The organism is Ekhidna lutea (genome assembly GCF_900188325.1).
GTDB lineage: Bacteria > Bacteroidota > Bacteroidia > Cytophagales > Cyclobacteriaceae > Ekhidna > Ekhidna lutea.
The window spans coordinates 154,401-174,765 of record NZ_FZPD01000002.1; the positions used below are offsets into that span (position 1 = coordinate 154,401).

The following is a 20,365-nucleotide window of genomic DNA, read 5'->3' on the forward strand; positions in this document are numbered from 1 at the left end:
CTACTATGAGCACACACGGAAAATTAATTGCACCAAATTCGTTACAGTTTGAACGGCTACTGCCTGGACCTAAAGAGCGTGTATGGGAATACATTACAGATGGTGATAAACGTGGACAATGGTTTGCCGGTGGATCCACGAACCTTGAAGTTGGTGGTGAGATCAAATATGTTTTCAACAACTCACACCTTTCTTCACAATATGAGCCAGCACCGGATAAGTACAAAGATTACGGTGATGGGTTTGTTTCACACGCCAAAGTCATTAAAAGCGAGCCCCACGACTTATTCGTCATTGAGTGGGAAGGGTTGGTCACGTTTGAGTTGCAGCAGCAGGGAGAGGAAGTAAAGCTGACTTTAACCCATGAAAAATTAAATGATAGTAAGGAAACAAGAGTTGGTACCCTTGCAGGCTGGCACACCCATTTGGATATTTTGCATGACCTATTGAACGACAAAAAGTGTGAGGGATTTTGGAGTGTACATATGGAATGGGAAGGACATTATGCCAAGGTGGTTGATTAAGAAACCTCCCTGTTAGGGTTCAAACCCTAGCAGGGCTACTATGCTTTTGAAGCGCTCTTCAACCACACCCCAAACAATACCCCAAACACTCCGGCAAAACCATAAGAAAGCGGCCCGCCAATCAGAAATACAATAAGTGCTCCAGATGCTAAAAGACGAATATATTCAGCAGGTATCCAGCTTTTCCGGTTTTCCATTAATATACCCAGCTGAGCAATGGACCACATAATGAAACCAGCCATCGCTAACTTGATTTCAAGGGTATAGTTGGATTGAGTAAAAAGGAATAAAGAGGCAAATCCAAGTACCAAAAGAAACTGCATAAATACATACCTGATCATCGGCATGTGCGGATGCACATCAAATTTCTGGTAGGTCTTTTTATCCACTTCTGGTGCCATTTGGTAGCCACCAAGCTCAACAGGCTGCCAACCGGGCTTGTAGAAAAGAACTTTAACCTTGTTCCAGAATCCGGGCGTAGCTTTTACCTGGTTAGTCATATCCACAATCGGAAGCACATTGGCCCAAACAGGATTCCAGGTATTCGTTGGCTTAGTCACCCCATAGGTAGGTTTTTCTTCTTCTGCCTGGAAGGTCCCAAACATGCGATCCCAGATCATAAGCGTTCCGGCATGGTTCCGGTCTATATACTTTGGATTTCTTCCGTGATGTACCCGGTGATGGGAAGGGGTGTTGAACACATATTCAAACCATCTGGGTAGTTTCTCAATGGCTTCCGTGTGAATCCAGAATTGATAAATAAGATTGAGCCCCTTGACTGTAAGGAATGCATACGCACTAAACCCCATCAATGCCAGTGGAAGGTAAAACAGCATAGAGAAAACACCTCCGAATGAGGATTGTCTCAATGCAACAGATAAGTTGTAATCTTCACTTTGATGATGCACGACATGAGCGGTATTCCAAAGGAAGTTTACTTCATGACTGGATCGATGAAACCAGTAGTAGAAAAAGTCCACGAGAATAAACAGGATCAACCACGTCCACCAGGTATCGGGAATTTGAAAGAAGGCTCCATATTCATATACCAATTGATACAAACCAACTGAGAGTACGCCCCACAACGCATTGGTTACCTGAGATGAAATGCCGCAACCAATGTTGGAGATGGCATCATTGGTACGATAGATCTTTGCTTTTTTAATAAGCTGAAAAACCAATTCTAAACCTATCAAAAGAAAGTAAAGGGGAATGGAGAGTATAACCGGGTTGAAATCCATATTCAAAATTAGCAATTGAAGCGCACAAAATCTGGAAGTCCGATTAGATTTGCGGCCATGATTAAAGCCACGAAAGTCCTCAACTCTTTATCGATCCTCTTCTTTATGGCCATACTACTGCTGGTGTATGCCTACCTGCCCATTATGGTGGACCTGAATGTAGAAGGATTGAAGGATTTTCATAAGCAAACTTTTTTCTATTACATCGTAGGAGGGTTCGTGGTGGTGAACGTCATTTTGAAACTCATCACCTCATTAGGAGCTAAGCACTTACCCAAAGAACCGCAGGCCTGGCTGAGCGCCATCATCTTTGTGATTAATTTCAATATCACCTTGATCGTTGGCTTCATTGGGGTATGGAACAACCCGGCGCATATCGAGCCTGAAAGCTTTGCATACTTGAATTACATGGGGCCTGTTCTTATTGTTATCTGGGTGGTCGGTTTGATTTTTTTGTTTTTCAAAAAGAAGTAGAACTCACTCTATTTCAGTTCCTTAAATTGACTTATTTGAAGTAGAACTACTTCTGAGCGTTAGGTTGTTACGTGTAAGTATTGGATTTTTATCATTACTTTGGATTTTGAAGATTACTAAATTTCTTAGTCACTCTGAACTCTCGACTGAACGGAGGGGCAGATGTTTCAGAGTCTTTGTAAATAACGGACTATTAGAGATGCTGAAACAAGTTCAGCATAACCATTAATAATAATTAGTATTAATAATAAGTAAATGGCTGAAGCGATTTATACCGAGGATAGTATCAAGTCCCTTGACTGGAAAGAGCACATCAGGCTCAGGCCCGGTATGTATATTGGTAAACTGGGAGACGGCAGCTCGCCCGACGATGGGATCTATGTATTGGTGAAGGAGATCATCGACAACAGTATCGATGAACACATGATGGGACATGGTCGAACCATCGATGTAAAGGTGACGGATCATCGGGTGACCGTGAGAGATTATGGCCGTGGAATTCCACTTGGAAAAGTGGTGGATTGTGTGAGCAAGATTAACACAGGAGGTAAGTATGATTCAGGGGCATTCCAGAAATCTGTTGGCCTAAATGGGGTAGGTACAAAAGCGGTAAATGCACTTTCAAAATATTTCAAAGTTCAGAGTTATCGTGATGGGGAAACCAAGGTTGCAGAGTTTGAGCGTGGCGAAGTTTCCAATGATGCGAAAGTGCAAAAAGCAGAAGGCAGAAATGGAACGCAAATCATCTTCGAGCCGGACGATACCGTGTTCAAAAATTACCACTTCATTCCGGAGTATCTGGACAATCTGATGTGGAACTATGCCTACCTGAATGCCGGACTCACCATCGTGCTCAATGGCAAGAAGTATCACTCCGAAAACGGACTGAAAGATCTGCTTACACGAAAGGCAGATGTAGAAAATATTCGCTACCCAATCATCCACTTGAAAGGAGAGGATATAGAGGTGGCGATCACACATGCCAATCAATATGGTGAAGAGTATTACTCATTCGTCAACGGTCAATACACTACCCAGGGAGGAACACATTTAGCTGCCTTTAGAGAAGCGGTTGTAAAAACCGTTCGGGAGTTCTATGGAAAAACGTTCGACGCTGCAGATGTCCGTTCTGCTATCATCGGAGCGATTGCTGTCCGTGTGCAAGAGCCGGTATTCGAAAGCCAGACTAAGACCAAGCTGGGCTCTCAAAGTGTAGGGCCCGATGGACCTACCATGCGAACGTTTGTCAATGATTTTGTGAAAACAGAGCTTGACAACTACTTGCACAGAGACTCAGCTACTGCTGAAGCATTATTAAAACGAATTCAGCAATCGGAGCGAGAGCGTAAAGAAATAGCAGGAATCAAGAAGCTGGCCAATGAGCGCGCAAAGAAGGCCAACCTTCACAATAAGAAGCTTAGAGATTGTCGCATTCATTTCAATGACAAGAAAGGAGATGAGACCATCAAGGATGAAACGATGATCTTCATCACGGAGGGTGATTCAGCAAGTGGATCCATTACCAAGTCACGGAATGTGCAAACGCAGGCGGTATTTTCGCTTCGCGGTAAGCCGTTCAACTGTTTTGGTCATACCAAAAAGGTCGTGTATGAAAATGAGGAGTTTAACCTGCTTCAGCATGCGCTAAATATAGAAGACGGGCTGGAAGGATTGCGTTATCGTAAGATTGTCATCGCTACAGATGCCGATGTGGACGGGATGCACATCCGGTTGCTTCTATTGACCTACTTCCTGCAGTTTTTCCCTGAATTGGTCAGAAACAACCACATTTTCATTTTGGATACGCCATTGTTCCGTGTGAGAAACAAGAAAGAGACGATCTATTGCTATTCGGAAGAGGAGCGCAGGAACGCCATAGCTAAGCTTGGAAACAAGCCGGAGATCACCCGATTCAAGGGGTTAGGAGAGATTTCGCCGAATGAATTCGCTGCATTTATCGGTGATGATATCCGTTTAGATCCGGTCATTCTTCAGAAAGACACCAGTATCATTGACCTGTTGACCTTCTACATGGGTAAGAATACGCCTGATCGCCAACAGTTCATCATTGATAAGTTAAGGGTAGAAAAAGACCTGGTGGAAGAAGTGAAGGAAATAGTGGAAGAAGTTGCTTAAATCATCATTTCAGAATATTTTAATTGTAGGAAATATGCAAAATATGATTTTTTGTAAAAAAAATACAATAAATTAGTTCTTGCATTATGGAGGCAAAGAAGCGACACATATTGATGGCAGATGTAGTTGGTAGCAACCAAAAGGACAGCAATGAGCTCATGGCTGACTTTCAAATGCTGGTCAGCTATACCAATAAGATATACCGTGAGTCAATAGAATCGCCGCTAACCATAACACTTGGTGATGAGTTTCAGGGGATTGTTTCTTCCGCTTTAGTTGGGATAGACATCATACTTGCTATGGAGGAGTACATTCTGGAAGAAGAGTTTGACTTCAAACTCAGATATGTGCTGTATGAGGGTTTAGTGGAAACACCAATCAATCCGGAAGTTGCCCATGAAATGCTGGGTTCTGGCTTAACAAATGCGAGGAAGCGACTAAATGAGATGAAGAAGGACACCAGTCGATTCTACATTTCAACGAAATCATCGACTGAACTGAATAAGATGATGAAAGTGACGCAGCATTTCATTGATGGTTGGCATCCTAAAGATCGAAGTACGGTTTCCGGCTTTTTGCAGGGGCATGATTACAAAGCGCTGGCCAAGATCCATCAGAAGGATGAATCTACGTTGTGGCGCAGAAGAAAGAGTTTAGCGATAGATGAATACTTATTGTGCAAGGATCTAATCCATCATTTGGTCAGTGGATAAGTACATGTTCCATACCGCCATTTTTGTTGTAGGAGAGCTGGGAGCACTGGTTCTTTTCTTTCTGGTCACGAAAATGTTTAGTCGGTCATTGACGCTAAGTAGTGTGCTAAGAGGCGTGCTGGAGCGAGGGTTCCTGTACATCATTTTGGTGGTGGACTTACCGCAAGGATTGGCCTTCTTTGGCGCATTGAAGATCGCCACACGGTTAAAAGACGATGATAAGATTTCAAACGACTATTTCCTCACGGGGAATTTAGTCTCAGTTTTAATAGTAATTGGTTATTACCTAATAAGTCAATATTGTTTTTAAATGGGAGAAGAACACGAAAACGAGGAAGAGATACATGATGTAATCCCAATATCGGGGATGTACGAAAACTGGTTTCTGGATTATGCATCGTATGTAATCCTGGAACGGGCTGTGCCAGCCATCAATGATGGATTAAAGCCGGTACAGCGACGGATTCTGCATGCCATGAAGGAAATGGATGATGGACGCTACAACAAGGTGGCGAATATCATCGGTAGTGCCATGCAGTATCACCCGCACGGAGATGCGTCCATAGGTGATGCAATCGTAAATCTGGGGCAGAAGGATCTCTTAATTGATACCCAAGGTAACTGGGGTGATGTACGAACTGGCGATTCTGCCGCAGCTGCTCGATATATTGAGGCAAGACTGTCCAAGTTTGCCTTGGAGGTCATATTCAATCCACAGACCACTGAATGGCAGCTTTCCTACGACGGTAGGAAGAAAGAACCGGTTACTTTTCCGGTAAAGTTTCCTTTGTTGCTAGCTCAGGGCGTAGAAGGGATTGCAGTAGGTCTATCAACCAAAATGCTTCCGCACAACTTCTGTGAGATCCTGGAGGGCTGCATTGCTACGCTGAAAGGTAAAAAGGTAAACCTGTTCCCTGACTTCCTGACTGGTGGCAAAATTGATGTCACCGACTACAATGATGGCAAACGAGGTGGGAAAGTACGCGTACGAGCCACCATCGAAGAAGTAGATAAGTCGACCTTAGCCATTCGGGACATTCCTTATGGAACCACAACCACCTCATTGATTGAGTCCATTGTTAAGGCTAATGACAAAGGAAAGATTAAGATCAAGCAGGTCATTGATAACACCGCTAAGGACATTGAAATACTGGTAAACCTTGCTTCCGGAACGTCTCCGGACATCACCATGGATGCCTTGTATGCATTCACGGATTGTGAGGTTTCGATTTCGCCCAATGCATGTGTGATCATTAATGACAAGCCTCATTTCATTGGCATTACTGAGATACTGAAACAGTCAGTAGATCAGACAGTGGATCTTCTACGTCAGGAGTTGGAGATTGAAAAAGCGGAGCTGAAGGAGAAGATTTTCTTCAGTGACCTGCTTAGAATTTTCATCAATGAAGGGATGTACAAAAACCCTGAGTATGAAAATTCAGGCGACCTGCAAAAGTGTTATGAGGTTCTGAGTGAGTTATTTAAACCATTCTATGATCATTTCTATCGGGAAATTACCAATGAAGACTTTAAGCGACTCATAGATAAGCCGCTGAGTAGTATCACCCGCTTTGATACCAGCAAAGTAGATGCGCAAATCAAAGAGCTACAGGATAAGATTGCTCAGGTAGACCATAACCTGGATAACCTCACGGAGTTTGCGATTTCATATTATCAAAACCTGCTTGATAAGTATGGGAAAGGACGTGAGCGTAAAACGGAAATAACCAACTTCGACACCATCAATGTCAATATCGTAGCAGCTAACAATGCGAAATTGTATGTTAACAGGCAGGATGGATTCGTAGGCTATGGCTTAAAGAAAGATGAATTTGTCACAGAATGTTCCGATATCGATGACATCATTGCTTTCACGAAAGATGGAAAATGTGTAGTGACGAGAATTCAGGATAAGACATTCGTTGGAAAAGACATTCTACATGTAGGCGTGTTCAAAAAGAACGACGAACGCATGGTTTACAACATGGCTTATGTGGATGCCAAGTCAGGAAATTCCTACGTGAAAAGATTCCAGGTGCTTTCTGTTACGAGAGACCGTGAGTACGATCTCACCAAAGGTGGAAAGGGAAAAGTTCACTACTTCACTGCCAATCCGAATGGAGAGGCGGAGATAGTAACGGTTTCTCTTACCCAAGCCAGCAAGGCCAGAAAGAAAGTATTTGATTTTGACTTCTCGGAACTGGAAATCAAAGGCAGGGGAGCGGGCGGAAATATTCTGACCAAATATCCTGTAAGAAAAATTGTCTTGAAGGAAGAGGGAAAATCTACACTTGGAGGCGTAGACATCTGGTATGATCCTACCGTAGGAAGGCTGAACAGAGAGGAGCGAGGTGAACTACTTGGCAACTTCATGTCTGAGGATCAGGTGGTGGCTTTCTACAAAGATGGAAGCTATGAGACCACATCCTTTGAATTGACCAACCACTATGACTTTAACAGTCTGATGGGTATTTACAAGCTTGAAGAGGATACCTCTTTCAATGCAATCCATTACGATGGAGAATCAAAGAATTACTTTGTGAAGCGATTCATTATTGAGACGAATACGCCAAATAAGAAATTCTCGTTTGTAACAGAAGCAAGGAGCTCCAAATTGATGTTTATCTCTAAAGGGATAGACACAGATGTAGAGGTGACGTATAAGGATGGCCGCAAGCACGAGAAGAAGAAGCTTGACCTTATGAATCTGATCGATATCAAAGGGTGGAAAGCGATCGGAAACAAGTTTCCAGTACAGCAGGTGATTTCTGTGGATTTGATCAAAGAAGAAAAGAACGAACCAAAACAGCCTGAAGTTGATTTGGATGAAATTAAAAATACGATAAAGAGTGAGGTAGAGGAAGAGGAAAACCAGTTGGGTTTATTTGGTGAAAAGAAAGAGTAATTGGGTAACTTAATAGACTAAATTCTGAATTATGATCACAAAAGAAAAAGCACTTGATACCTTAAATGAAATGCCATCTTCTTTTGAAGTTGAAGAACTTATAGAAAAATTGATCTTTATAGAAAAGGTGGAGATTGGCCTGGAACAACTTGAAAAGGGTGAAACTGTTAGCAATGAAATGTTGAAGCAGGAAGTTAAAGAATGGCGGAAGTAATTTGGGCACATGGTGCCAGGTCAGATCTGCGACAGATATACGATTATATCGCTGAAGATTCACCGCTATATGCTGAACGATTTATTTTAAAGTTGATAGATAAAGTCAATGTTTTAAAAGAGTATCCAAACTCAGGGAGGATGGTTCCAGAATTTGAAAATCTAAAACTCAGAGAATTAATTGAAGGTAACTATCGAATAATTTATAAGATTGAGCCCGATTCAAAAATAGGTATTGTACGTGTTCATCATTCCTCGCAATTATTGAAAAACATTTAGTGAATCCGCAACAGGTCATCGATATTCTTGAGGAGTTTGTATCTGAAAATAAGCAGACGCACATTGATCGGGTTTTAAGCAAGCGAACAAGGCATGTGACGTTGGTGTTCGAAGATATCGATAAACCGCATAACGTAAGTGCAGTTTTGCGTACTGCAGAATGCATGGGCATTCAGGATCTTCATTTCATCAAGAATAAGAATGACTATGAAATCAACCCAATAATCACGCAGGGTGCAGCTAAATGGGTAACCATGCATCATCACAACAACGCTGAAGACAATGTGGATGCCTGCTATCAATCGCTGAGGGACGAAGGATATCAGATTTTTGCGACTTCATTGCATGAAACTTCTCGCTCTATTGATGCCATTGATCCAACAGTCAAAACCGCCATTGTATTCGGGACGGAGGCAGACGGAATCACACAGGAAGCAGGGGAGAAAGCAGACGGTTTTGTTCATATCCCGATGAGTGGATTTACCGAGAGTTTTAATTTGTCAGTTAGTGCAGCCATTTGCTTAACGGTACTAAAATCAAAACTAGATGGATGGCCATCGCTTGCTGATCAGGAAAAGCTGGTTCTAAGATCAGAGTGGTATCGAAAGATTGTTCGGGAAGCTGATATAATTTTAAGATCGAAAGGAGTTGAAGTATGATAAAAATCACCGCCAAAAAACTTATTCGCCTGGGTTTTTGGATTGCAATCACATTATTTCTCTTCGTGCTGGTGACAAATATTTGGGTTGTACAGTCCACAAAAGATTTAATCTATGATCCTTTACTTGTTCCTTCTAATGAAGTGGCTTTGGTCTTGGGAACAAGTAAGCGAACAACAGAAGGAAAGCCCAATCGCTTCTTTGTTGAGCGGATGGATGCCGCTGCTTTGCTTCACGCAGATGAGAAGGTGAAGCATATACTTGTGAGTGGAGACAATCGAACCAAATATTATAATGAGCCAAGAGATATGCTTCAGGCACTAGGTGACTTAAACATCCCTGAGGAAGATATCTCATTAGATTTTGCCGGATTGAGGACATTGGATTCTGTGGTGAGATGTAGGGAAGTTTTCGGTCAGGATAACATCACCATTGTCACCCAGGAATTTCACTGCTATCGTTCGCTATTTATTGCCCGGTACTTTGAAATGGATGCAGTAGCTGTTTCAGCCGATGATGGTGGGCCTGTTGGCAATATGCTTGCACTTAGGGAGGTTCTTGCCCGTACTGTTGCTGTTTTAGACCTTTATGTATTGCAGCGTAAGCCTAAATACATGGGTGAGAAGATTGAGTTACCGATCTAGGAATCAATTTACTTTGCCTGCCAATCTTTCAATTGTTTCAAGGCGTCCTCACATTGAGCGTTGATATCCTCTATGATTTCCTTGGTTGCTTTGTTTGGGTCGTATTGAAGTTCTTCCAACGTATCTCCGCACCTTAAATGAATCATTTTTGCGGAAGGCTTTAGCTGATGGGCCGATTTAGACAAGTTTTCCATATCTCCCGCTTCAAGTTCTTCTCGCATCTTCTTCACGAGTGAAAGATAAGTTTCTTCAAAGGTCGCAATGAATTCATTTTTAAATTCATCATCATCCTCACTTAAAACTTCCAGATAAGTAAAATCAATTTTTTCCATGGTTCGCTTAATCCTACAATAAAAGTACTATGTCTCTTAAAGACTAGGTAAAAAACATAGGTAAAATTTAGGACTGAATGTCGCTACACCCCAGAAATAATTTTGTATTTTCGAGCGGAAATTTGAAATCGAAAAGGAATGATCCCAGAATTTGAACCACTACGAGAAGACGAAATCGAGGTAATGCTAAAAGCGCCCGTTTATGTCACTATACTTATCGCAGGAGCGGACGGAAAGATTGACAAATCTGAACGAAGAGAGGCCATCGATGTAGCTAGAACGAAGCAAAGCAGAGCGCGAGAGCAGCTGTCAGAATATTACAAACTAGTTGGTGAAAAGTTTGAAGATAACTTTAATAAGCTTATCGATGAACTGCCATCAGGTAATGACGCAAGAACTTCAGCGATTACGACTGAATTAAGAAAATTAAACTTCATTTTACCTAAGGTTGACCGAAACTTTGCTGTGAAGTTTCATGCCAGTTTGAAGGATTTGGCAAAGAAGATTGCAGAAGCATCAGGAGGCGTACTTGGATACTTATCCATTAGCTATGAAGAGTCCAGACTAATGGATTTAAAAATGATCAAAGAGATTGAATAACATCCAACAACTTAACCGAACCCCGATTTCGTCATGAGATCGGGGTTTTTTATTTAATTTCAATTTTTATGTACAAGTCAGGATTAGTACCGCCTCTCAGACTCTGCTTCTTTATGTGGCTTGTATTTACTATTGAATTTTACCTGAGCGTAGACCTTGGGTATCTGGGCATCTATCCCAGAGAGATAACAGGTTTGGTAGGAGTAGTAATGGCACCATTGCTTCATGGTAATTTCAACCACCTGGTATCCAATTCAATACCATTACTTGTGCTGGGAGGAAGCTTGTTTTTCTTTTTCCCCGCTATTGCTCATCGTGTGTTTCTTCAAGCCTATTTTTTTACAAATATCCTAGTGTGGGTGTTTGGAAGACCATTCTTCCATATCGGGGCAAGTGGGCTTATTTATGCGCTAGCTTCATTTTTGGTTTTTTACGGACTATTTAAACGAAATTTTAAATCTGTAATTGTCAGCGCCATTGTCATCTTTCTGTACGGAGGAATGGCGTATAGTTTACTCTCATTCGACGATCGGATCAGCTGGGAGTCTCACCTGATGGGGGCTGTTGTTGGATTAGTCACTGCGATGTTGCTCAGGAACAAATAAACATTTCGTATGCATATGTTGTTTTACACTCTTTAATTAAAACACATTAGATATGAAAAAGATTATTATGCTGCTGTTCGTTATTGTTTGCACTACCGGATGCGTTAGTCAAAAAAAGTATGAAGCATTAGAAGAAAAACTAGCTAAATATAAGGTAGACGACTCGTTCCAAAGCGCTGAAACAACCGATGTGGCCTACAATAAAACGTTAGACATCACCGAATTAAAAAAACAACTAAATAACCTGGAACTAGAGAATAAGACGCTAAGTCTTAAAATTGAAGATTTACAAAAGAAATTAAATGAATGTCAATAGAAAATACTAAAAATATTAGTATTTTCACAATGTGGATTACATAAAAGGAAAAGGAGCGCAGATCAACGTACCAAACAAGTTTCTAAAGCATCACATTAGCACGGAAGAAATTGAAGGTTTAGATGAAGAGCTATTAACAAACAAGCCTAAGACTGAGGTATTCACTGAGACACCTAAAAAGATAATTTCTACAAACAAGAGTCCTGATATCGGGATGACTGCTTCTATCAATCCGTATCAAGGCTGTGAACATGGTTGTATATATTGCTATGCCCGTAATTCCCATGAGTACTGGGGGTTTAGTGCCGGGCTTGATTTTGAGACCAAGATCATTGTGAAGCCGGAAGCACCAGAGTTATTGGAAAGAGAATTCCTGAAAGCATCATGGAAGCCTAGAACGATCATGCTTAGTGGAAACACCGATTGCTATCAGCCATTGGAAAAGAAGTTTAAGCTAACGCGTAAGTTGTTGGAAGTATTCAATAAATATCAGAATCCCGTAGGAATCATAACTAAGAATGCTTTGGTTTCTCGGGATATTGATATTTTGAAAGAGTTGGCGTCTTGTAATCTTGTTCATGTAATCTTTTCCATAACGACACTTGACGAAAAGCTCAGGCAAAAGCTTGAGCCCAGAACGGCCAGTGCGGCAAAGAAGCTAAAGGCAATGGAAGAATTCGCTCAAAATGATATTCCCGTCGGAGTGATGAATGCACCAATTATACCTGGCCTTAACCATCATGAAATACCAGAGATATTAAAAGTCACATCAAATGCTGGTGCGAGCTTTGCCAGCTACACGGTGGTCCGGCTAAACGGTCAGATAGGTACCATTTTTCATGATTGGCTTAAAAAGACATTTCCCGATAGAGTAGATAAAGTGTGGCATCAGATTCAGGATTTGCATGGAGGCAATGTAAACGATGTGGAGTTTGGAAGGAGAATAAAAGGAGATGGGAAAATTTCTGAGATCATAAGAAAATTATTTGAAGTAAGTAAGCGGAAGTACTTTAAAGATCGCTCTTTTCCTGCTTTGGAAACCTCACATTTTAGAAGGGGAGGGAGTTATAGCCTGTTTTAAATAAAAAAACCCCCGACAATATCGTCGAGGGCCTCTCTTCATACTTATCTAGGAATCTAGACTAAGGTTTCTTCAATCTGTCAGGTGCGCACTCATAAACCACGCTGAGCCAGCCAATGCTATGTCTTTGAGGAACATGGAAGAACTGACAGGATCCTGGCTCATGAATCCTGGCAAGTGTATCAATACGGCAAACAAAGCCAGCATCAACCCTAAAAGTTGAGTAGCCAATTTAGCCTTTTTACCTATGATAATAGCAATTGCCGCCAATAATAGCGCTATGCCAGTTATGTATACAAAAACAACGGGTGCGGGTAAAAAATCGGGCACCATTCCTTTCATGTCATTTGCGCCCATGAGATGAAAAATACCGAACATCGCCATTGGTCCGGCATACATGAGTTTTCCTAGAAATCCTAAGCTTTTCATTTGGTTGAGTTAATAGGTTGATAGTTAAATAATCTCCTTGAATTTACGATTTTTTAACACCAATCACAAAGTTGTATCTAACCGTTTATAATGTATTTATTGAAGAAATAAGTGAGTTGAAAGTTGTATGATCTTCTACCAGAAACCATTGATCTCCACCAGGATTTACCGTATGTGGTTTGGCTTTCTTGTGGTACTTCATGTGATCATAGTCCAACTGATAGGCTTGTTTAAGTAGTTTACGGCCATTGTTCCACTTATTAGAAATTCTGTGGTCTATTTTGATCGTTCGGTTAGAAAAATGCCAGGCAATCTCAAAAGATTTTGACTCGTCTTGCAACTTTAAAACAAGCGGACTTTCAACCTTTGCGGTTTCCAACACTGCTTGCATCAGCTCCTGGAACAGCATGTCTATAGCATTTATGTCCTGGGGAAAACCATCGTCTTTACCGTCTACTGAAATATGCAGGTAGGTCTCATCGGGTTGTTTTTTTAATTGGGTCCTTGAAAAACTCACGATATCATCCTTCCAGTTTTGATGTAGGGTTCCTTCCCAATTCATGCGATCATCATACGAAAATCCTTCAGCTCTGAGCTCATCTTCCGGGATTTCACTACGACCCAGATACTCAAGCGAAAATTGGGCTTCAATTTCATCGCTTATTGTAATTTCCAAAACCGCAGCATAGGCATATGGAGGTGGTAAATGTTGTGGCTGATATGATAATACAATATTCATCATTGATTTTCAAAAGCTGATTTTGTTTTGACTCGATCTACTTTGTTTGTTTTCGTTCTATAGATAGCCTGATTAAAATAGACCTCCTTGGGTTGATGGTATTTGGGAAGATGGCTAAAGTCAATTTCCTGATGCTCACCGGATGAAAGAAGTACAATTTTTTGATTCAATTTAGCGTCTGGAAGAGAAGTGATCATTATGTCTGCTTTGAATTGATCTTGCAACACTTGCTCTACTTGTTCAGGATTAACTTTTATGCCTCCTGTGTTAATAATAAAATCTTTTCTCCCAATCCATTTAAACGATCGATCATCGATCAATTCAATTAGATCGTTGGTATTTAACCAGTTACCACCTGTAATAGTCCCCTTTAATTTAAGGGATTGGTCGTTTGAAATCCCTACAACAGTATCACCTGTCGTGTAAAAAATATCGTTCTCAAGTTTTCTTAATGCAAAGTGTGATACGGTCTCCGTCATTCCAAATGTGGAATAGACGTTTGATTTATACGGTTTGCCAGAAACTGGCATAGGCGCACCGCCAATTAAAATAGTACCGAACCTGTCTATTTGGCTACTGCTCATTTGTTCAAACTGTAACGGTGCAATTGAAACAAGATCGTAATTATCTTCTAAATCTGCATTGTATGCAGTTGAAGGCGGAACAATTGAAATATCATGATCAAAAATCAACCCACGATAGATTACCATTGCCCCGCCAATAAAGTTAGGATTTAAACAAAGCAAAGAAGACCTTATCTGCCTGTTAGGGTCAATATATTCCATGGTGGCACGTGCACTATATTCAATCTTTTCTCTGGATATTTTAATTGCTTTTGGCTTACCTGTAGAACCAGAGGTGTGATGTACAAAAAATGAATCTCCATTATGCCATTTCTTCACTAATTCCAACACAAATTTTTCGAACTCGTTATATTTCTCTGTTGGGAGTCCTTCTTTTAGAATTTCTTCTAACTTTAAAACGAATTTTTTTGATTTTATAATCACTGCGCTTGGAAAACGAAGAGGTAATAGTTCAACGACTGATCAACAAAGATAAGCGGGCTTTCGAACTCGTATTTAACCAATACTTTAATGTGATGGTTTTATATGCTTCGCGCTTCATGGATACAAGAGCAGAGGCAGAAGAGATTGCTCAGGATGTCTTTGTTAAATTTTGGGAAAAGTGCGATTCGCTTTCGGAAGACTCAACAATTAAAAGCTATTTATATCGGTCTGTACATAATTCATGTTTAAACGCAATTAAGCATGATAAAGTAAAAGATGGTTATAGGCAGCATGTGATTCATGTCATGGAATCAACTTATCAAAACGAATTCAATGAAGATGATCCGGATGCTTTACGAAATCGAATACAAAGGGAAATTGATAAGCTTCCACCCAGATGTGCGGAAATCTTTAAGCTTAGCCGATTTGAGGGCTTAAAGTATCAAGAAATTGCTGATCATTTGGACATCTCGGTCAAAACTGTTGAAGTACAGATGGGTAAGGCTCTCAAAGTGTTGAGAGAAAGTCTGCAAGACTTGAAAAATCTAAGGGATGCGAGCTAGCCTTTTTTTTGTTACCACTTTCATCGTATTATCATGCTTCTGTCAATTCAGAAAGAATGATCGTATTTCTGCCGACTTTGATAATGTTCCCCTTGAGGTAATATTTGATTCGCTCAGTGCTCAGACCAATTATTTTTTTAGCTATAATTCGAACCTACTCCCCAAAGGAAGCCTTTACTACATCAAAGCTGAAAACGAGCCGATTGATCAGTTTCTGAGTAGGCTTTTTGTTGGAACCGGGCTTAAATATTCTTTCTTTAAGGATCAAATTATTCTTAACTACGTGGAGCCTGAACAAGTTATTAAGAAGAAGAATTTTTTTACAATTTCAGGCACAGTTTCAGATGACACTGGTCAACCGCTAAGTAGTGCTAATATATTTTTGGACGGAACAACCATCGGTGCTTCCAGTGATATAGATGGAAACTATAAGCTTGAGTCTATACCCCCGGGTTATTACAATATTGTTTTTTCACATGTCGGGTATGAAAATGCGGTGTATCAGATATCTGAAACAAATGGAGGCGCCCGAATTCAAAACCATAAAATGGAACTCGATTTAGACCAGCTTGAGGAAGTAGAGGTTATTTCAAATCGTATTAGAAGAAATGAAAATAGCTGGCTGGCTCACTACATGGTTTTTAAAAAAGAAATGATAGGGTTGACAGAAAAAGCAGATCAGTGTGTGATTGAAAACCCCGAAGTTATAAACTTCACCTACGATAGTGAAGCCAATTCCTTGCATGCTTTTGCTCAGTATCCTCTGCAGATTAGAAACGATGCACTTGGGTATAGAGTTAGCTATTTCCTTGAATCGTTTAAGAAAGAAAATGATGACCTCAGGTTTAGGGGTAAAATGCGGTTTAGAAATTTAGAACCTCTAAGTGGAAGCGAGAAGCGTGAATGGAAAAGAAATAGAAAAGAGTGCTACTATGGCTCTTTTAACCATTTTAAACAAACATTGATAGACGGGGAGTTAAAGAAAGCGGGCTTCAGGATTTACCACGTAAGAAACCTTGATAATTTTGAAATTAGAAAGGAAGATGAATTGGAGGCGTCTGATATTTTGGTTTTTAAAGGGGACCATTACGAACTTGACTTTAGAAATTTTCTTGTAATAGAATATAGAAAAGAAAAAGAGACTGAAAACTTTTTAAGAAATAGTGGATTTGCAAATATTTTTTATGCGGATCAAATCTCTGAAAATGGTGTTTTGATAAAAGAACCTGGACATCAAATCTCAATAATTCGATTGTTGCGTGGGTCTGTTAGATTAGATTTGTCAGGTGAAGTCATGGATAGATTTGGCCTTACAACCTATGGTTATTGGTCCTGGGAACGAACCGCAGATTTGGTTCCAATAAATTATGATCCAAAATTTGATAATTTGTGAAAATAATTAGGGGGTATATGATCTGTAAGTTGTTAATAACCAGACGATAAGAATGAAATGGAAGAAGTACTAGCAAAATATTTTTCTGGCGAAGCGACCAACAACGAAATATCATTGGTTGAAACATGGAGATCAGAATCTAAAACCAATGCACAAGCATTTTTTGATGCTAAAAATGTTTGGTTGGTTTCACAACCTGAAACAGCACCACCATCTCAGGTTTTGGATGAGATTATAAATGAAACCCAAGGCAAAGTAGTGCCTTTTATGATGCGCAGCTGGGTGAAGTATGCAAGTGCCGCAGTGCTCGTGCTTGCGATCTCGTTATTGTTTGTATTGAATAATAGCGAAACAGACAATGTATATTCCACGCAATCAATGGCTGATGGAAGTGAGATATCTCTGCATGGATCATCCTCTATCGAGGTAATAGCTTTTAATGATGAAATAAGAGAGATAAAAGTAACAGGTAAAGCGTACTTTGATATTGAGCGTGATGAGACTAGACCTTTCATCATTCATACAGAAAACGCCAGAGTTCAGGTGCTCGGAACTTCTTTTCTGGTAAAAGCTAATGGAGAAGAAACTGAAGTATGCGTTGAATCCGGCTTAGTTGGATTCAGTAAAAAAGTAGATGGATCTGAGGTTTCCGTGAAGCTAACAAAAGGGGAGATGGGCCTAATTTCCAACTCAAATAAAGGAATCATCAAGCGGAATATTCGAGACCTCAATTATCTCGCCTGGAAAACGAAGGTGATAACTTTCAATGAAAGTACCATGGCTGAAGTAGAGCAGGTGTTGGAAGATGTTTATGGGATAGATGTTTCTTTTGATAATCCGGAATTTAAAGGATGTAAGCTCACAGCTAAGTTCAACAAGAAAAAGCCTAAAGATGCGATTGAAATCATCGCTCGTACATTTGGTGTCGAGTACGAATTCACAAATGGGAAAGCTATTTTGAAAGGCAAAGGGTGCTAAAAGCATTCCAATGAAAAAGTCGTCCTACCACTTGGAGTGGTGGGACGACTTTTTTAATTATCATGGAATCCACTTGATATCACTGAAATCAGGCTTTCGCTTCTCTAAGAAAGCATTTCGCCCTTCCTTCGCTTCATCTGTCATGTATGCCAGTCTTGTGGCCTCTCCGGCAAATACCTGCTGGCCCACCATGCCATCATCAGTAAGGTTGAAAGCGAACTTCAACATCTTGATTGAAGTAGGGGACTTTGCTAAAATTTCCTGTGCCCATTGATAGGCTTCATCTTCCAGCTGATCGTGAGGGATCACTGCATTGACCATTCCCATTTCAAAAGCTTCCTGTGCTGAATAATTCCTGCCTAAAAAGAAGATCTCTCTGGCTCGCTTTTGTCCTACCATTTTAGCCAGGTAAGCGGAACCATACCCACCATCAAAACTCGTCACATCAGCGTCGGTTTGTTTGAAAATAGCATGCTCTTTACTTGCCAGTGTTAAATCGCAGACTGTATGCAAGCTATGTCCACCACCGACAGACCAGCCAGGTACTACTGCAATGACTACTTTAGGCATAAACCGTATCAATCGCTGCACTTCAAGGATATTTAAACGCGGCATACCATCTTCATCTACATAGCCCTGGTGTCCTCTCGCATTTTGATCTCCACCGCTACAGAACGCCCAGCCACCATCTTTAGGAGATGGTCCTTCGCCACTTAGCAGCACAACACCGATGTTGACATCTTCTCGTGCATCAAGAAATGCTTTATAAAGCTCAGCAACCGTCTTTGGTCTGAATGCATTTCGTACCTCAGGTCTGTTGAAGGCAATACGCGCTACTTTTCCCCATTTCTTGTAGGTAATATCTTCAAAGCCTTCGGCTGTTTTCCAGTCAATTTTCGATTTGCTCATTAAGGAGTTTTTTTAGTTCTTTATATACACGTTGGTTCGTTTCCGGATCGGTAAAGATTTCGAGCACCTTACCATGCTGTGAAGGTTCATAAAATGATTTCAATGAAGAAACTAACGCTTCTTCATTGGAAACCTTTTCGTATTCCAATCCGCTTTCAGTGCAAATATATTCCGCTGTTCGATTATGCCTGGTCTCAAAGTATTCTTCCAACTCCGGCAGATTGGCAGGGCCATCTATTAGCCTGAAAATACCACCTCCCTGATTATTCAAAACAATCACTCGCAAATTGGGTAAGGGATAATTATGGAAGAAAGCATTCCGGTCATAGAGAAAGGCTAAGTCGCCTGTCAACAGCACATTCATTCGGTCTGAAACCATACTCGTTCCGATGGTTGTAGAGGTACATCCGTCAATGCCACTGGTGCCTCTGTTGCAATAAGTTTGTATCGTATTTTTAACTCCAAATAGATCCGCATAACGCACTGGCATAGAGTTACTTAAATGGAGTGTAGAATCATCTGGTAGCGTCTCCAAAACCTGAAATGCAGCCTTAGATTCACTGAATGTTTCCTGGAGATTAAAGGTATCCAATGCTTGACGAGCCTTAACCTCTGCAGCTTTCCATTCCTTTAAATAATTGCTATCCGCATGATCAAATGAATGCCTTTTAAGAAAGGAACTCAAAGACTCCTTGATCAAGCGTGGCGAAGATTGGAAGGTATCTACCTCAATACCTGAAGGGTCAAAATGAAAATGAGCATTAGGCAGTTGAGACCTCAAGTATTGTTTCAATTTCTTTGAGAGAACCGAAAGACCAGTGGTAATCAGTAGATCTGGCTGCAATTCCTTTTGGTTGCTGATGAAGCCATCCACATGTTGAATACCTACTTGCAGGTTGTTCAAAGGCGATCGTAGAACCGGAACTAACTCCGAAATTGATTTCAGTTGCACTTCCAATTCCTGATCAGGGTCTTTTTGACCTACTAAAATGAGCACCTTCTTATAGGAGGTTAAATCTGTATTTAGCTCCCTGGAAATGGAAGAATCAGATAACTCCTCCATTTCAACCTTTTCAAACTCCAATGCCTGACCAGCTTCCGGATAGAACGGCTCCTTAAAAGGTACATTGATATGAACCGGACCCAAAGGAAGCGTAGTTGCCTCTTGCAATGCCTTGATTAGCATTTCCGAATAGCTCTTTGCTTCAACTTCTGTTGATACCAATGGAAGATTAAACGAGCCCTTCACATGATTCTTCAATGCTTCAAACTGCCTGATCGTCTGTCCATCACGCTGGTCGATCAGCTCTGGTGGACGGTCAGCTGATAATACAATCAATGGAATTTCTCGGTAAAATGCTTCAGCAATCGCCGGAGCATAATTAAGCAAAGCTGATCCACTTGTGCAGCAAAGAACGACCGGTTTTTTGGTCTCCTGGGCTATACCAAGGGCGACAAACCCAGCTGAACGCTCATCCGGAATGATATATTTTTTGATGCCTTCATGTCTGGCAAAGGAGATCGTCAACGGTGCATTTCTGGATCCCGGAGACATCACGGCATGGCGTACCCCAAGCTGGTGACAGATTTGAGAAGTATTAAAGACCGTAGGATGGAGCATGAGT

The 20,365-nt window shown here is 40.9% G+C and carries 24 protein-coding genes; 17 read left to right on the plus strand and 7 right to left on the minus strand.

Annotated elements, in window-relative coordinates:
* Positions 1 to 5 precede the first annotated feature (5 nt).
* Complete coding sequence (locus CHB71_RS04515; RefSeq protein WP_089355712.1) at positions 6 to 524, plus strand: SRPBCC family protein; 519 nt, start codon at positions 6 to 8, stop codon at positions 522 to 524.
* A gap of 38 nt (positions 525 to 562) precedes the next feature.
* Here CHB71_RS04515 and CHB71_RS04520 read toward each other — a convergent pair whose 3' ends face one another.
* Positions 563 to 1,765 (minus strand): sterol desaturase family protein, encoded by a 1,203-nt coding sequence (locus tag CHB71_RS04520; protein ID WP_089355713.1) that lies wholly within the window; start codon positions 1,763 to 1,765, stop codon positions 563 to 565.
* 57 nt (positions 1,766 to 1,822) lie between these two features.
* On the opposite strand from CHB71_RS04520, the gene CHB71_RS04525 reads away from it, so the two are divergent.
* From CHB71_RS04525 to CHB71_RS04565, 9 genes are all read left to right on the plus strand, one after another.
* Positions 1,823 to 2,239: a hypothetical protein gene (locus CHB71_RS04525; RefSeq protein ID WP_089355714.1), complete on the plus strand. Its 417-nt coding sequence runs from the start codon at positions 1,823 to 1,825 to the stop codon at positions 2,237 to 2,239.
* A 255-nt stretch (positions 2,240 to 2,494) separates the two neighbouring features.
* Complete coding sequence (locus CHB71_RS04530; protein WP_089355715.1) at positions 2,495 to 4,375, plus strand: DNA topoisomerase IV subunit B; 1,881 nt, start codon at positions 2,495 to 2,497, stop codon at positions 4,373 to 4,375.
* 86 nt (positions 4,376 to 4,461) lie between these two features.
* Positions 4,462 to 5,088 carry a SatD family protein gene (locus tag CHB71_RS04535; RefSeq protein ID WP_089355716.1) on the plus strand — a complete coding sequence of 209 codons (627 nt, stop codon included), beginning with the start codon at positions 4,462 to 4,464 and terminating at the stop codon, positions 5,086 to 5,088.
* Positions 5,081 to 5,398, plus strand: a complete 318-nt coding sequence (locus CHB71_RS04540; protein WP_144017329.1) for a hypothetical protein — start codon at positions 5,081 to 5,083, stop codon at positions 5,396 to 5,398. Before CHB71_RS04535 ends, CHB71_RS04540 begins: the two co-directional genes overlap by 8 nt.
* Positions 5,399 to 7,993: a DNA gyrase/topoisomerase IV subunit A gene (locus tag CHB71_RS04545; protein ID WP_089355718.1), complete on the plus strand. Its 2,595-nt coding sequence runs from the start codon at positions 5,399 to 5,401 to the stop codon at positions 7,991 to 7,993. It begins immediately after the preceding gene.
* A gap of 31 nt (positions 7,994 to 8,024) precedes the next feature.
* Entirely contained in the window at positions 8,025 to 8,207 is a 183-nt protein-coding gene (locus CHB71_RS04550) for a hypothetical protein (RefSeq protein WP_089355719.1), read from the plus strand.
* Positions 8,195 to 8,485, plus strand: a complete 291-nt coding sequence (locus CHB71_RS04555; RefSeq protein WP_089355720.1) for a type II toxin-antitoxin system RelE/ParE family toxin — start codon at positions 8,195 to 8,197, stop codon at positions 8,483 to 8,485. Before CHB71_RS04550 ends, CHB71_RS04555 begins: the two co-directional genes overlap by 13 nt.
* Positions 8,485 to 9,144, plus strand: coding sequence for a TrmH family RNA methyltransferase (locus tag CHB71_RS04560; protein ID WP_089355721.1), 660 nt, complete (start codon positions 8,485 to 8,487; stop codon positions 9,142 to 9,144). The genes CHB71_RS04555 and CHB71_RS04560 overlap by 1 nt, the downstream gene beginning before the upstream one ends.
* Positions 9,141 to 9,788: a SanA/YdcF family protein gene (locus CHB71_RS04565; protein WP_089355722.1), complete on the plus strand. Its 648-nt coding sequence runs from the start codon at positions 9,141 to 9,143 to the stop codon at positions 9,786 to 9,788. The genes CHB71_RS04560 and CHB71_RS04565 overlap by 4 nt, the downstream gene beginning before the upstream one ends.
* Before the next feature lie 8 nt (positions 9,789 to 9,796).
* Here CHB71_RS04565 and CHB71_RS04570 read toward each other — a convergent pair whose 3' ends face one another.
* Positions 9,797 to 10,120, minus strand: a complete 324-nt coding sequence (locus tag CHB71_RS04570) for an Hpt domain-containing protein (RefSeq protein ID WP_089355723.1) — start codon at positions 10,118 to 10,120, stop codon at positions 9,797 to 9,799.
* Between the two features lie 138 nt (positions 10,121 to 10,258).
* Between CHB71_RS04570 and CHB71_RS04575 the strand changes: the two genes are divergently transcribed.
* From CHB71_RS04575 to CHB71_RS04590, 4 genes are all read left to right on the plus strand, one after another.
* Positions 10,259 to 10,720, plus strand: a complete 462-nt coding sequence (locus CHB71_RS04575) for a hypothetical protein (RefSeq protein ID WP_089355724.1) — start codon at positions 10,259 to 10,261, stop codon at positions 10,718 to 10,720.
* Positions 10,721 to 10,788: 68 nt separating this feature from the next.
* The gene (locus CHB71_RS04580) at positions 10,789 to 11,325 is read left to right on the plus strand and encodes a rhomboid family intramembrane serine protease (RefSeq protein WP_245811215.1); all 537 of its coding nucleotides are present in this window, start codon (positions 10,789 to 10,791) and stop codon (positions 11,323 to 11,325) included.
* 52 nt (positions 11,326 to 11,377) lie between these two features.
* Complete coding sequence (locus CHB71_RS04585) at positions 11,378 to 11,641, plus strand: hypothetical protein (protein ID WP_089355726.1); 264 nt, start codon at positions 11,378 to 11,380, stop codon at positions 11,639 to 11,641.
* Positions 11,642 to 11,672: 31 nt separating this feature from the next.
* Positions 11,673 to 12,722: a PA0069 family radical SAM protein gene (locus tag CHB71_RS04590; protein WP_089355727.1), complete on the plus strand. Its 1,050-nt coding sequence runs from the start codon at positions 11,673 to 11,675 to the stop codon at positions 12,720 to 12,722.
* Between the two features lie 72 nt (positions 12,723 to 12,794).
* Here the strand turns inward: CHB71_RS04590 and CHB71_RS04595 are convergent, their stop codons facing one another.
* The 3 genes from CHB71_RS04595 to CHB71_RS04605 form a co-directional block, all read right to left on the minus strand.
* Positions 12,795 to 13,151 carry a hypothetical protein gene (locus CHB71_RS04595; protein ID WP_089355728.1) on the minus strand — a complete coding sequence of 119 codons (357 nt, stop codon included), beginning with the start codon at positions 13,149 to 13,151 and terminating at the stop codon, positions 12,795 to 12,797.
* 85 nt (positions 13,152 to 13,236) lie between these two features.
* Positions 13,237 to 13,893 (minus strand): hypothetical protein, encoded by a 657-nt coding sequence (locus tag CHB71_RS04600; protein WP_089355729.1) that lies wholly within the window; start codon positions 13,891 to 13,893, stop codon positions 13,237 to 13,239.
* A complete protein-coding gene (locus CHB71_RS04605; RefSeq protein ID WP_089355730.1) occupies positions 13,890 to 14,897 on the minus strand; it encodes an AMP-binding protein in 1,008 nt (335 codons plus the stop codon). Before CHB71_RS04605 ends, CHB71_RS04600 begins: the two co-directional genes overlap by 4 nt.
* 5 nt (positions 14,898 to 14,902) lie before the next feature.
* On the opposite strand from CHB71_RS04605, the gene CHB71_RS04610 reads away from it, so the two are divergent.
* From CHB71_RS04610 to CHB71_RS04620, 3 genes are read left to right on the plus strand one after another with little or no spacing between them, the layout of a single operon-like run.
* Complete coding sequence (locus CHB71_RS04610) at positions 14,903 to 15,460, plus strand: RNA polymerase sigma-70 factor (protein WP_089355731.1); 558 nt, start codon at positions 14,903 to 14,905, stop codon at positions 15,458 to 15,460.
* Positions 15,450 to 16,853: a carboxypeptidase-like regulatory domain-containing protein gene (locus CHB71_RS04615; RefSeq protein ID WP_089355732.1), complete on the plus strand. Its 1,404-nt coding sequence runs from the start codon at positions 15,450 to 15,452 to the stop codon at positions 16,851 to 16,853. The genes CHB71_RS04610 and CHB71_RS04615 overlap by 11 nt, the downstream gene beginning before the upstream one ends.
* A gap of 57 nt (positions 16,854 to 16,910) precedes the next feature.
* Positions 16,911 to 17,831 carry a FecR family protein gene (locus CHB71_RS04620; RefSeq protein WP_089355733.1) on the plus strand — a complete coding sequence of 307 codons (921 nt, stop codon included), beginning with the start codon at positions 16,911 to 16,913 and terminating at the stop codon, positions 17,829 to 17,831.
* A gap of 60 nt (positions 17,832 to 17,891) precedes the next feature.
* Here CHB71_RS04620 and CHB71_RS04625 read toward each other — a convergent pair whose 3' ends face one another.
* Both CHB71_RS04625 and menD read right to left on the minus strand, forming a co-directional pair.
* Positions 17,892 to 18,740 (minus strand): 1,4-dihydroxy-2-naphthoyl-CoA synthase, encoded by an 849-nt coding sequence (locus tag CHB71_RS04625; RefSeq protein ID WP_089355734.1) that lies wholly within the window; start codon positions 18,738 to 18,740, stop codon positions 17,892 to 17,894.
* The gene (menD, locus tag CHB71_RS04630; protein WP_089355735.1) at positions 18,721 to 20,361 is read right to left on the minus strand and encodes a 2-succinyl-5-enolpyruvyl-6-hydroxy-3-cyclohexene-1-carboxylic-acid synthase; all 1,641 of its coding nucleotides are present in this window, start codon (positions 20,359 to 20,361) and stop codon (positions 18,721 to 18,723) included. The genes CHB71_RS04625 and menD overlap by 20 nt, the downstream gene beginning before the upstream one ends.
* Between the last annotated feature and the right edge of the window lie 4 nt (positions 20,362 to 20,365).